The 13,400-nt window shown below is 63.6% G+C and carries 8 protein-coding genes; 3 read left to right on the top strand and 5 right to left on the bottom strand.

Features of this window, described 5'->3' with window-relative positions:
• Positions 1 to 56 precede the first annotated feature (56 nt).
• The 3 genes from HMPREF0291_RS03655 (at position 57) to HMPREF0291_RS03645 (ending at position 3,445) form a co-directional block, all read left to right on the top strand.
• Positions 57 to 1,583: an FAD-binding protein gene (locus HMPREF0291_RS03655; RefSeq protein WP_050748779.1), complete on the top strand. Its 1,527-nt coding sequence runs from the start codon at positions 57 to 59 to the stop codon at positions 1,581 to 1,583.
• 9 nt (positions 1,584 to 1,592) lie between these two features.
• Positions 1,593 to 2,915 (top strand): SAM-dependent methyltransferase, encoded by a 1,323-nt coding sequence (locus HMPREF0291_RS03650; RefSeq protein ID WP_005288113.1) that lies wholly within the window; start codon positions 1,593 to 1,595, stop codon positions 2,913 to 2,915.
• A 137-nt stretch (positions 2,916 to 3,052) separates the two neighbouring features.
• Positions 3,053 to 3,445 (top strand): DUF3054 domain-containing protein, encoded by a 393-nt coding sequence (locus HMPREF0291_RS03645; RefSeq protein WP_005288110.1) that lies wholly within the window; start codon positions 3,053 to 3,055, stop codon positions 3,443 to 3,445.
• A 421-nt stretch (positions 3,446 to 3,866) separates the two neighbouring features.
• Here HMPREF0291_RS03645 and HMPREF0291_RS03640 read toward each other — a convergent pair whose 3' ends face one another.
• From HMPREF0291_RS03640 to HMPREF0291_RS03620, 5 genes are read right to left on the bottom strand one after another with little or no spacing between them, the layout of a single operon-like run.
• Positions 3,867 to 5,408: an acyl-CoA carboxylase subunit beta gene (locus HMPREF0291_RS03640; RefSeq protein ID WP_005288108.1), complete on the bottom strand. Its 1,542-nt coding sequence runs from the start codon at positions 5,406 to 5,408 to the stop codon at positions 3,867 to 3,869.
• On the bottom strand, positions 5,395 to 10,152 hold the full coding sequence (gene pks13, locus HMPREF0291_RS03635) for a polyketide synthase Pks13 (protein WP_005288105.1): 4,758 nt from the start codon (positions 10,150 to 10,152) through the stop codon (positions 5,395 to 5,397). Before pks13 ends, HMPREF0291_RS03640 begins: the two co-directional genes overlap by 14 nt.
• A 26-nt stretch (positions 10,153 to 10,178) precedes the next feature.
• Positions 10,179 to 11,999, bottom strand: a complete 1,821-nt coding sequence (locus tag HMPREF0291_RS03630; RefSeq protein WP_005288100.1) for a FadD32-like long-chain-fatty-acid--AMP ligase — start codon at positions 11,997 to 11,999, stop codon at positions 10,179 to 10,181.
• A gap of 8 nt (positions 12,000 to 12,007) precedes the next feature.
• On the bottom strand, positions 12,008 to 12,925 hold the full coding sequence (locus tag HMPREF0291_RS03625) for a cutinase family protein (RefSeq protein WP_005288096.1): 918 nt from the start codon (positions 12,923 to 12,925) through the stop codon (positions 12,008 to 12,010).
• Positions 12,925 to 13,398 carry a DUF732 domain-containing protein gene (locus HMPREF0291_RS03620; RefSeq protein WP_005288093.1) on the bottom strand — a complete coding sequence of 158 codons (474 nt, stop codon included), beginning with the start codon at positions 13,396 to 13,398 and terminating at the stop codon, positions 12,925 to 12,927. Before HMPREF0291_RS03620 ends, HMPREF0291_RS03625 begins: the two co-directional genes overlap by 1 nt.
• Positions 13,399 to 13,400 lie beyond the last annotated feature (2 nt).

Below are 13,400 nucleotides of genomic sequence, written 5' to 3'. Positions count from 1 at the left end.
CCAAGCCCCTCGTGCTTGCTGCGCACGACGTAAGGAAAGGGTCTACAGTGGCAACTATGAGTGCTACTCCGGGCTTGCTCAATCTAGCGGGGGTAATCACAAATGCCGCCGCAAACATAGCGACGAGAATTGCCGGCGCCCCACGCATGGACGGACGGCGCGTTCAGCCGGTGGGGTGGAATGCGCATCAAGGAAGCGTCGATACGCTCACGAGCAGCTTCGATGCCGTGCCCGGCGGGCAGCGTGTGCGCTTAGCCAAGCGCACGTCGAATCTCTTTCGTTCGCGCGCTGGCGGCGGGACCGGTCTCGACGTCAGCGGCCTCGGGGGTGTCATCGAGGTTGACCCCGTCGCAAAAACTGCCGATGTGCAAGGAATGTGCACCTACGAGGACCTCGTCGACGCAACACTGCCGTTCGGGCTGGCACCGCTTGTCGTGCCGCAGTTGAAGACCATTACCCTCGGGGGCGCGGTGTCTGGAATGGGCGTGGAATCAACTAGTTTCCGCAACGGTCTGCCGCACGAGTCCGTCCTGGAAATGGACGTCATCACCGGGACCGGAGAGCTCCTCACGTGCTCGCGCGAACGCAACGTCGAATTGTTCCGTGCCTTCCCGAATTCCTACGGGTCTCTCGGTTACGCCGTGCGGCTGAAGATCGAACTGGAGGAGGTTGCCCCGTTCATTGAGCTAAAGCATGTTCGCTACAGCGACCTAGACACGTTCCAGGCGGCGCTGGCGCAGCTGGCCACGTCGGGGGAGTGGGGAGGCCGCGACCTGCACGGTCTCGATGCCGTTGCTTTCTCCCCCGAAGAGCAGTACCTGGTACTGGCGTTTCAGGTTGACACCGCTGCCGGCACCTCCGATTACACCCGGCAAGGGATCTACTACCGCTCGATCCAACACCCGGAAGGCACGAAACACGACTACCTGACCATCCGCGATTACATCTGGCGTTGGGACACCGACTGGTTCTGGTGCTCCCGAGCATTCGGTGCCCAACATCCGCAGGTACGCGCGGTGTGGCCGCGGGAGCTACGGCGCAGCTCCTTCTACTGGAAACTGGTGGGCGCGGACAAGAAATACGACCTCGAATACCGGTTCCTGAAGAAGCCGAAAGGTCTGCCCCGCACTGAACGAGTAGTCCAAGACATCGAGGTCACAGATGACCACGTCGCCGAGTTCCTCTCCTGGTTCTTCAGCGCCAGCGATATCGAACCGGTGTGGCTATGCCCGATCCGCCTCCGCGCAGGCGTGGAGGAACTCTCCGGGGTCGGATTCAGCGAATCCGAACCGTGGCCGCTGTACCCGCTCAAACCGGGAACCACATGGGTCAACGTCGGGTTCTGGTCAGGCGTGCCCGCCGACCACGTGTCTGACAAACAGGAACCGGGTGCCTTTAACAAGATCATTGAAGCGAAAGTCACAGAGCTGGGCGGGCACAAATCACTGTATTCGGAGGCGTTCTACAGCCGCTCCCAGTTCAAGAACCTCTATGGCGGTGATCTGCCGGAGCAGATGAAGCAGCGCTACGACCCAGAGCTGAGGTTCCCGGGCCTGTACGAAAAGACAATTGACAACGCATAGGAGGACACCATGATCACTGACAATCTGCACAGCTCTTTCACCCCCATGACCGTCGCAGAGATCGTGGACACCCTCTTCCCCACCGGCAACCCCTTCCGCTGGGAAGCTTTCGACGGATCGGCCACCGGCCCCGAAAACGCCGATCACACTGTGTGCGTGAGCAGCCCCGAGGGGTTGTCCTATATTGCCACCGCCCCGGGCGACTTAGGTCTAGCACGGGCGTGGGTGACCGGTGGACTCACCGTCGAAGGCGAGCACCTCGCGCACCCCTACGGCATTTTCGATGACCTGCGCACCCTGTACGACACTTTCGAGCGCCCCGATGTCGCCACCGGCCTGCGCATCGCACGCTCGCTGCGCTCCATGGGTGCGATTCAGATTCAGCCAATCCCCGAAGCTGAGCAGGCGTCATGGCTCGAGCGCCGCGTGCGCCAAGGGTTATCCCGCCACTCGAAAGAACGCGACGCGGATGTTATCTCCTCCCACTACGACGTCGGCAACGAGTTCTACGAACTCTTCCTCGGCGATTCCATGGCCTACACTTGCGCCTACTATCCGACGCCTGATGCGAGCCTGGATGATGCGCAGGAGAACAAATTCCGCCTCGTGTTTGAAAAACTGCACCTCTCACCGGGCGACCGCCACCTCGACATCGGCTGCGGCTGGGGTAGCATGGTGCGCTATGCTGCCCGCCGCGGCGTGAAATCACTCGGAGTAACCCTGTCCAAAGAACAGGCCGAGTGGGCACAGGCCACGATTGAGGAGGAGGGCCTCGCCGACCTCGCGGAGGTCCGCTACCTCGACTACCGCGACGTCGACGAGACCGATTTCGACGCGATCTCATCGATCGGCCTGCTCGAGCACATCGGCGTGGACAATTACCCCTCCTACTTCGAGTTCCTTTCAGGCAAGCTTCGAGACGGTGGCGTCCTAGTCAACCACTGCATCACCTACCCCGACAACCACAAGACAAAGAGCGGCGAGTTCATGGACCGCTACATCTTCCCCGACGGTGAGCTCACTGGCTCCGGCACCGTGGTCAAGAACATGCAGGATCACGGATTCGAGGTCTTCCACGAAGAGAACATCCGCCTCGACTACATGCGCACCCTCCGCGATTGGTGCGAGAACCTCAAGGCCAACTGGGATCAGGCCGTCGAGCTCGTCGGGGAAAACACCGCCAAACTCTGGGGAATGTACATGGCCGGTTCTGAATGGGGCTTCGAACATGATGTCGTCGAGCTGCACCAAATCGTGGGCATCAAACTAGCCCACGACGGCTCACGCGCCGGCACACCCGAACGCCGCTGGTGGAACGACTCCGTCTTTTAACCCGCCCGCCGCATCAGGCAAGCAGCCTAGCTCCCCCCACATGTTTCGAACCGTTTGCATCGAGCAACACTGTTCAGGCCCATATTTGCCAGGCACGCAAACCGAATGCATGCTTTCAGGGGGCTAGAGTCGAGAACATGAAGATCACTAAGCCGACCGCCGTCGCCCTGGATTTCCTCGCTATCGCCATCTTCGCTCTGCTCGCCCGGTTGGCCCACCAGTCAGACGACATGCCGTTCAACTTTGCCGGCTGGGCCTCCACTGTGTGGCCTTTCGCTATCGGAGTCGCCCTAGGCTGGGTCATCGTGGAGTTTGGCCTGCGCACAACCGAACCGTCCGCAGACACTGGGACTACCAAAGCCACCGGCCACGGCCCTTTGATCTGGTTGGTCACCGTCGTCACCGGACTGGCTATCTGGGGTATCCGGAACCAGGCACTGCCGCACTGGTCTTTCGTCATCGTGGCGTGCGTGATGTCGGCGCTACTGATGTTGGGGTGGCGCGGCATCTCTGGCGTGCTCGCCCGATAGTAAGAGCGAACTAGTCGGCGACCTACGGAGAGTCACCGACTTTTCTTTTACATCCAATCTGCCTCGGATCTGACGCTGAATCGAGGCACAACAACGGCCCACGAACCCTATCCGTCATCCCCCCAGTGACCTCACCGCTTTCGACAAAGGGAAACCCCGCCGGTCAACGCCTTGCTGCGAACCGACGGGGATATGGGAAACAGGCGGGGATTTACAACCCGATGTCGAACTTGCCCTGCTGGACGTTGCGGACAATCCAGTTCAAGTAGTTGGCAATTTCAGCGACGATGTCGATTGCGCTGCTCAGCATGGAAAAACCTCCTGAAAGAGTTTGGGTAAAAGCATTACTCAATCTGTATCTCCGAGCGTGACCAAAACGTTACAGTTTCGGCGAAAAAGGGAAAAGACGCAGCGCAGCGATCTACAGCGGCCGGATTGCGTGCTTCTTCGGCAGGTCGTTTTCGTACTTGGTGGACAGCTGGCGCAGGGCGCGGCGCAACGTCAGACGGGTCTCAGACGGCTGGATCATCGCGTCGAGGTAACCACGCTCGGTCGCGACGTACGGGGAGGTCATGTTCTCCTCGTAGAAGTCCATGAAGACCTTCTTCATGTAAGCACGCTGGTTCTCGTCGTCAATCGCGGCGAGCTGCTTGCCTTGAATCATCACGGCCGCAGCGGCCGAGCCCATGACGGCGATCTGCGCAGTCGGCCACGCGAAGTTCAAGTCACCCGTGAGGTTCTTCGACCCCATCACGGCATACGCACCGCCGTAGGCCTTGCGGACGATCAGGGAGATCTTCGGCACGGTCGCCTCCACAACGGAGAACGCGAGCTTCGCGCCACGGTGGATCAAGCCGACCTTCTCCTGATCCACACCGGGCAGGTAGCCAGGAGTGTCCACGACGAAGACGAGCGGGATGTTGTAAGCGTCGCAGGTCTGGATGAACCGAGCACCCTTGTCAGCGGCATCGGCATCAATGCAGCCGGCGAAGTGCATCGGGTTGTTGGCTACGAAGCCGACAGGCCTGCCGTCGATACGCCCAATGGCGCAGATCAAGTTGGGGGCGTAGTTCTCTTGGATCTCCAGGATCTCTTCGTCGTCACCAAGCTGGACCAGCAGGTCCATCATGTCGTAGCCGGCGTTGGTGTCGTCGGGCATGAAGTCGTCGAGTGCGGAGTCGTCAAGGTCCTCGTCCGCTGGGGCCCAGACAACGGGCGGCTCGTCGAACGTGCTTGTCGGCAGGTGGCCAAGCAAGTCGCGGACGAACTCGAAAGCCTCATCCTCGCTGGTCACCGTCACGGTGACGTTACCGTTCTGCTCCTGCTGGACGGCACCGCCGAGCTCAGCAGAGGAAATCGCCTCGCCCGTGACCTCCTTGATCACAGCCGGGCCGGTGACGTACATCTCGGCCTGGCCCTCAACGGCGACAATGAAGTCCGTGGTCACCGGCGCATAGACAGCACCGCCGGCGGACTTACCCAGCATGATGGAGATCTGCGGCGAGCGGCCCGACAGCGGCAGCTGGCGCCGCGCGATCTCGGAGTACATCGCCAGCGACGTCACTGCATCCTGAATGCGCGCGCCGCCCGAGTCCTGGATACCAATGACTGGGCAACCGATCTTGATGGCGAACTCCATGACGTCGACAACCTTGCGGCCGAACGTCACGCCGACCGACCCGCCGTAGACAGTCTTGTCGTGGGCGTAAATGGCCACCGGTCGGCCGTCGATCCGCCCGTACCCCGTCACAACGCCGTCAGAATAGACCGCGTCCTTATCGCCGGGGGTGCGGGCCAGGGCGCCGGTTTCCACGAAGGACCCGTCGTCCAGAAGCGCCTGGATGCGCTGGCGCGGGGTGGTTTGGCCAGCGTCATCACGCTTCTTGCGCGCACGCTCGGAGCCGGGGTCCTGCGCACGCTCGAGGCGTTCGCGCAGTTCAGCGAGTTTTTCAGCGGTTGTCATCTATCCACTCCTGCATATGCTTGCCGACGATCCCCACCGCCGGCTCATCCACCACCGCCAAGTGATCACCCGGCAGCTGAACGATGGTCAAGTCGTCCACGATAGCGGCCCAGCCACCATCCGGATCAATCTCCGCGTAGGCCGGCTCCAGCATGATCGCGCCCTCATGCATGCCCTCAGAACGGAACAGCAGGACGGGAACGTCGACATCCTTCCAGCGCTGCATGTCCACCTTCGCAAGAATCTGGTTGTCCACGAAGGAGGCACGCTGATGCTCAAGCACACCCGCCGCCAGGCCGTGCTGGGAGGCGTCGGTCGAGGCCAAGAACTCGCCGAGCATGTTCAACAGCGCATCCTCACCAGCGGTGTCGAGCAGCTCGTACGGCACCTCGAAGTCCAGCCCGTAGGTGTCCTTCGCGAACTCCGCGTAGCGGTCCCAGCGGGCACGCACATTCTCCGGCGTGTCCGGCGTCGGGTTCGACGGCTGGGTGGTGTCCAGCAGCGCGATGTACTTGACCTTTACATCGGAGCCACGCAGCTGGTGGGCGATCTCGTACGCCAGCGCGCCACCGAAGGACCAGCCGCTGAGCACAATCGGCAGGCCTGCAGACAACTCACGGATGTCCTCGATGTAGGCGGCAGCGCGCTCCTCGAGCGAGCCTTCGAGTCGTTCCAGCCCGTAGACCGGCACGTTGTCCGCTAAACGACGCGTCAACGGCTGGTACACCGCATTCGACCCACCAGCCGGGTGGAAGACGAAGACGGAGGGGGTAGTGTCGTCGGTACGCTCGCGCAACACGCGGACGTTGCCCTCGACGGGGGTCTCCAAGCCCTCGCGGACGATATTGGCCAACGGCTCGAGAGTCTCAGCTTCCTTGACCTGCTCGGCGGTGACCTCGATGCCGGAACGATCACTCAGGTGAGTGGCGATATCTGCCGCCTGCTCGTCCGTGATCGGATCCAACTCACTGGTCACACCCGCGGCAGCCGCGCCGGCGTACTTGGCCCACGCGCCGAAGACCATGCGCTCGGACGCGTCACGCGGGGCCACGCCGACACCCTTCGCCTTCGCGGCGGCCTGGCCCGGATCGCGGTTCGGGTCATTCTCCGCCATTGGCTGCGGTTCTTCGGGGCGGCCTTCGACCGCGTCTTCGACCATCGTGATCACGTCGGCAACGGAGGCGTCGCGAAGCGCCTGAAGCTGCAGCGGCGGGATCTGAAAGTCATTCTCCACGCGGTTCTTGATGCGCATGCCCATCAGCGAATCAAGGCCCAGGTCAATGAGCGGGAGCTCGACCGGGAGATCGTCGACGTCGTAACCCATGGACTCGGAGACGATAGAGCGCAAGCGCTGCTCAACCGTCTCAGTGGCCGGGTCCCAGCGCACGGCGTCGATCTCGGAATCAGCCTTCGCACCGGCGATCATCTTCTCGCGGGCGGCGGCCATCTCGGGGGCCTCCGGGGCGTTGGTCACGCCCGGCAGGCTCGTCTCCGCGAGGTTGAGCGTGGACGCGAATCCTTCCGCGACCAGCACTGCCCCGTTGTAGACATGCACGGTGAGACCACCGAGAGAACGGCGGACCATTGTGGTCAGCTCGCCCGAAGCCGGTAGCGGCGCGCGCTCCTCTGCAGCAACGACGCGGGCCTCCGGGTCCACGTCAGCTGCGGCGATCTCCACCAACTGCATCGAGGAGAAGATCTGGTCGGCTGGGGTGGCGTAGGCGTAGGTGGCGTCGGGAAGCGACACGCGCGCACCCAGCGGACCGGAACCGGAACTGGACGGCCGTGCGTCAGTCCACAGCTCGTTGCGGTGGAACGGGGTGTGCGGAAGGTCTGCGCGCGGACCTTCGCCCGCAAGCGCGGCGAAATCGACCGGCATGCCGTTCACGTAAAGTTTCGCGGCCAGGTCCAGCAGCGTCGCAACCTCGTTCTCCTTGCGCTTGAGGGAGAACAGCAGTTGCGCATCGGGCTTGCCCACGGAAAACGCCGTGTTCATCATGCCCATGATGGCCACCGGGTTCGGGGAAATCTCCACCAGCGTCGTGTGGCCGGCGGCGAACGCGGCCTCGGTGGCGTCCTGGAACATGACCGGCTGGCGCGTCATGCGGACCCAGTAGTCGACGTCGTGAATCGTCTCGCCCGCGTGGTGCGTGCCATCGACGGAGCCGAAGTGCGTGATGCGCAGCGGACGCGGCTGGGTGCCGGCGATTTCCGCGGCGAGCTCACCCAGGATCGGGTCGAGCATGCTCGTGTGGCCCGCACCGCGCACCTGCAGCTTGCGGGCGAACTTCGACTCTTCCTCCAGCGCTGCGACCAGGTAGTCGACGGCCTTTCCGGGGCCACCGACCGTCGTCATGCCCGGCCCTGCGTACACAGCAGGCTCCACGCCCTGAGCTTCCGGGTGCTTATCGACGAATTCCGTCAACTGCTCCCGGCTCAACTCCACCACCGCCATGGCACCCTCACCGTCCGTGCCGGCAACCTGCTGCTCGCCTTCACCCATGAGGCGGGCGCGGGCGCAGGCAATGACGATGGCGTCCTCGGCGGACAGACCGCCAGCGGCGTATGCCGCGGCCATCTCACCCATGGACATGCCCATCGTGGCGGCCGGGGTGATGCCGTAGCTGGCTAGCAGATCCGTCAGCGCGATCTGGATGGCGGTGATGGTGACCTGGCCGGTCTCTGTGTCATATGTCTGCTCATCGTCCATGATGAGGTCCACCATGGACCAGCCGGATTCAAAGCCGACGACCTTGTCCAGCTCCTCGATGCGCTGGCGGAAGAAGACCGAGTGCTCCATAAGCGGCTTAGCCATCTTGCGGTGCTGCGAACCGAAACCGGAGTACACGAACACGGGGCCGCTAGTCTGCGGGGCAACCGCAGAGGCAATGCCCGGCGCGTTCTTGCCTTCAGCAACCGCACTGAGCCGTTTGACTGCTTCCTCGACGGAGCTCGCTGTGACGACGGCGCGGGAGCGGCCGTGGTTGCGCCCACCCAGTGTGCGCTGAACGGCGCGCAGATCCGTTTTCGAACTCAGCGTCTCGGCGATCGTCGCAGCCATGTCGCGGCGGCGCGACGGCAACAACCCGGAGACAGGGAGCAGGACCAGGTTGGGGTTCTCTGGGTCGACCAAACCGCCCGCGGCCGGGGCTTCGGAAGAGTCTGCCGACGTCGGGTAGTCAGCCGGGTCGAAGTCCGTGACCACGACGTGCGCGTTCGTACCGCCGAAGCCGAAGCCGGACACACCGGCAACGCGGCGGCCGGAGTACTGCGGCCACTCGCGGGGGTCCTCAACGACCTCGACGCGCGTGGCGTCGAAGTCGATGTACTGGTTGCCCTCGGTGAAGTTCGCAGACGGTGGAACAGTGTCGTGACTCAGGGCCTCGAGCACCTTGATCATCGCCACCACACCAGCAGCTGATTCCGTGTGGCCGATGTTGGACTTGGCGGAGCCAAGCAGAATCGGCTCCGCGAGCGGGCGGTTCGCACCGAGCACCTCGCCCAGAGCGGACGCCTCGATCGGGTCGCCGAGCGCCGTACCCGTGCCGTGGGCTTCAACAAGGTCGACGGTGCCCGGATCGACACCGGCGTCGGCATACGCGCGCAGCAGTACATCCACCTGCGCTTCCGGGTTCGGGGCGGTCAGGCCGTTAGAGTGGCCGTCGGAGTTCGTGGCGGAGCCCTTGATCACGGCGAGGATCTCATCACCGTCGGCGATCGCGTCCTCGACGCGCTTGAGCACGATGAAGCCGGCTGCTTCAGCGCGGACGAAACCGTCGGCGTCGTCAGAGAACGCCGCGATACGCCCGGACGGGCTAATCACTCCTAGCTCAGCGAACGCAGTGGAGATGAACGGGGAGGCGAGAATGTTCACGCCGCCGGCCAGGGCGAGGTTCGTGTCCCCGTCGCGCAGCGCGCGCACAGCGTGGTGCACTGCCACAAGTGACGATGAGCAAGCCGTGTCCACATTCATGGACGGGCCGCGGAAATCGAACGCGTACGAAATGCGGTTCGGGATGATGGAGCTGGCCGTGCCGGTGAGCGCGTACGGGTGCGCTGCTGCTGGGTCAGAAGACACGAGCATGCCGTAGTCGTTTGAGGACGAGCCGACAAAGACACCGACGGGCGTACCGCGCAGCTCATTGGCTGGCTGGTGAGCATCCTCGAGAGCCTCCCACGCCAGCTCCAGCATGATGCGCTGCTGCGGATCCATGTTGGTCGCCTCCAGCGGCGACAGCCCGAAGAACTCGTTGTCGAAGCTGCGGATGTCATCCAGGTAGCCGCCCTGGACGTTCTGCTCGCGCATCTTCGAGCTCATCACCGGGTCGGCGGAGTACTCAGACCAGCGGCCCGCCGGCAGGTCGCCGGTCACGCACTGGCCCGCAACCAACAGGTCCCAGAATTTATCCACGTCCGACGCACCGGGGAAACGCCCCGCCCGGCCGATGATGGCGACATCGCCAGAACCGGTCCCGGCACGGCGGGTGGCCGGCGCGGATGTCGTCGACAAGCGTGCTTTCGGCGCGAGCAAACCTTGCGCCAACGCTTCCACCGTCGGGTACTGGTACGCGATGGCGGGGTCGAGCTTGGTGTCCAGGAGCCGCTCGAGCTCGCCGGAGAGGATGACCGCGTCGCGCGAGGACAACCCGAGGTTCTCCAGGGGCAGGGTCGGGTCGACGTCCTCAGCTCCCGTCGCGCCAGCAATCCACTGCTGCAGCCACGCTACGAGTTCACTCTCCGTCATGGGCACCTTTCTGTTGTCGGACACGTCTACTTATCGTCGGCCGCGATGAATTTGTTGCGGTTCACCTGTCGCGCAATCTTTCCAGAGCTAGACCGGGTGATGTCATTCGGTGCGTAGAAGCGGATGACCTCGGGGCTAATGCCGTGGGTGTGGGAGATCGCGCCGCGGATCGCGTCCTCGGCAATCGGGTCGGCAGCAGCGTCTGCGCCCTCGGCACGCTCGACGAGCACGACGAGCTTTTCGACGTCCTCACCCGGCACCGCGAACGCCGCCACCGAATCCGCACGGACGTGGTCGGAAGCTTCCATGACGGTCGCCTCGATGTCCTGCGGGTAGTGGTTGCGGCCGGCGATGACAACGAGGTCCTTCACGCGGCCGGTGATGTAGAGGTGGCCCTTGTAGAAAGTAACCAGGTCACCGGTGGCCAGCCAACCCTCGGACGGAGCGTCCTCGGCGACGGTGGAGCCTTCTGCCAGACGTTCGCCGAGAGTGTTGCCGAAGGTTTGCTGGGTTTCTTCCTCGCGGCGTTCGTAGCCCACGGCCACATTGTCGCCGTGGATCCACAGCTCGCCGACGGTGCCCTCTGGCACCTCATTACGGGTCGACGGGTCCACGACCGCGTAGTGCATGTCCGGCACCGGCTGGCCGTTGGAGGCGAACGGAATGCCGTTCTCGGCCTCGACGGCGGTGCCTTCACCGATCTTCTCACGATCGAAGAGCACGAAGTGCGGGCGCTCCTCCGTCTGCGGGGTGGAGACGATGAGTGTCGCCTCTGCCAGACCGTAGGACGGGCGCAGCACCTTCGGGTCCAGGTTGGACGGCGTGAACGCCTCGACGAATGTCTCCACGGCCGCCTTGGTCACGGGCTCAGAGCCGACGATGATGCCGTCGACATTGGAGAAGTCGTAGTCGCCCGGGTTCTCCGGCGCTGCGTAGCGGGCGGCCAGGTCGAGGGCGAAGTTCGGCACGACGGTGTAGGTGAACTGCTCCTCGTCGCCCTCACGGTAGGTGAGCTGATCAGTCCACCGCTTCGGTTGCTGAATGAAGTCTTTCGGGCCCATGAGCTCGAACTCGATGCCCATGATTGCCACGAAGATGGTGAGGATGATGCCCATGTCGTGGTGCAGCGGAAGCCACGTCGACAAGCGCAGCGGCATCTTCAGCTCCACTGCGTCATAGATCTGCAGGACGTTGGTGAGGATCGCGCGGTTGGTCAGCACCACACCGGCCGGCAGACGCGTCGAACCGGAGGTGTACTGGAGGAACGCGACCTGGTCGACGGGGTCGATGCCCTCGGGTTCGTCCGGGGTGACCCAGGACTCGGCCAGGGAATCCGGTAGGGAGTCCACCACCATGATGCGGGGGCGCTGCGGCTTCGGGGTCTCCGCGAAGAACTCGCGCACGGCCTTCGCGCCGAGGTTGTTGGTCAGCACGGTCTTCGCGCCGCAGTCCGCCAGCACAGCGGTGAGCTGCTCGCCGTGGCCCGGCTCATTCGGGTCATACAGCGGCACCGGCACCTGGCCGGCGTAGACGGCACCCATGAAACCGAAGAGGTACTCCGGCGAGTTGTTCGCCATGATGGCCACACGGTCACCGGGCTGGCCGGTCTGCTGCAAGCGCGCACCGACAGCCTTGATGCGGGTGATCACATCCTCACGGGTGTAATCGACGGCCACACCTTCGCGGTCTTCCGAGTAGTCCCAGTAGCGCAGCTGGTGCAGGTCGCCCGTGCCCATTTCTGCGCTGCCTTGGTAGAGCATCTCGCACAACTGGAACAGGGACAGTTCCGGCGGCAGGTCGATCTTGTCGTCGTCGTAGAACTGGTAGAGCAGTTGCTCGAGGTCCATGGCTCTCCTTACATATTGTCAATACTCTCGCGAATCCACTCTACGGTCCATTGACTGGTCGTGGTGCCGGGAATCACATCGGGATTGGACGCATACATCGCGTGCACGCCGTTAGCTTCGGCGAGTTCGCGGGCGCGTCCCAGCGCATCGCCCACATTCGGCGGGGCGTCGCAGATCGAGTCATCCGGCGCGCAAATCTCAATCGCCCGGTCATTAACGGCGCCGAAACCGCCATCGCGCACCCCACGCATCGTCGCGCCCGGCACGACTGCCTGGACCACGGAGTTGAGCGGGTGCAGCGCGATCTCCGCGCCGATGCCGTTCAGCGGTACGCCGGGGTTGATGCCCACCGCGTTTTCGCGGCGGCCGTCGGCAATCATCACCGCGCCGCGCAACCGCTCCGGCGGGATGACGCCGCGGTGGTTGCCGATGTCGCTGGCAATATCGCCGACAATCACCGCGCCCTGGGAGAACCCGGCGAGAATGAACTGCGTCGACGGGCACGTATCCGCCACGAACTTCAGCTCCGCATTGAGCCGCTCGGTGCCCTCATTGCGCGAGTCGTCGTAGCTCATCTCCTTGCGCGACTGGATCGACTTGAACTGCGCGGTGTACGGCAGCGTCCACACACGCACGTGGTTGATGTCGTATTGCTCCTGCAGCGGCTTCGAGATCGAGAGCATGAAGCTCATCGGGTTCGCCGTCGGGTTGAACGGGTCATCGCTTTTCGACGACTCCCACGTCCCCGGCGCCGAAATCACCTCCACCGCAGGACACCAACCAGGCTCCTCAGCCGACGGCGGCGCGGGATCCTTACCCGGTTCAAGGGGGCCCTCACCGGGTCCAAACCATTGCGCAGCCCCCACCGCAATGACGGCGAGGACTGCGATGACGGCAATCACCGTCAATACGTTGCGTGCTTTCATTAGCTGCAAATGTGGTCGTTGGCGGAGGCGTCAATAAGCTCTGCGACTTTATCGGCGTCGAGCTTCGTCTGTTCCTGCTCAACCAGCTGACCTGCGACAGCGTCACGCGTGATCATGCTGCCGTCGCAGATGGTGCGAGCAGTGGAGACGAGCTGTTCTTCATTACCGTCGACGTTGACGCCGCCTTCGCGCAGCGCCTCGAGGTACGCCTCCTCCTCTGCCGGGCGCATCGGCTCGTCCGCGGGGGCCTCGACCTCGCTGGCCGCACCCTCATTGTCCAGTGCCGGATCAGCTTCGTCCGACTGTTCCGAAGAGGTCTCAGTCGTTTTCGCCGTGTCCGTCGTTGTTTCCGTTGCGGTTGTGGACGGTGCTGACTGAGTCGCAGTGACGTCGTCGCTGTCCACTGTCGTGCCGCCGCACGCGGCGAGCGTGAGCCCTGCCGCAGCGAGGACAGCCGGTAGGAGTTTCTTCATGG

The organism is Corynebacterium genitalium ATCC 33030 (genome assembly GCF_000143825.1).
Lineage (GTDB): Bacteria > Actinomycetota > Actinomycetes > Mycobacteriales > Mycobacteriaceae > Corynebacterium > Corynebacterium genitalium.
Note: the sequence above shows the minus strand (reverse complement) of the source record. Positions and strands in the feature narration are given on the sequence as shown.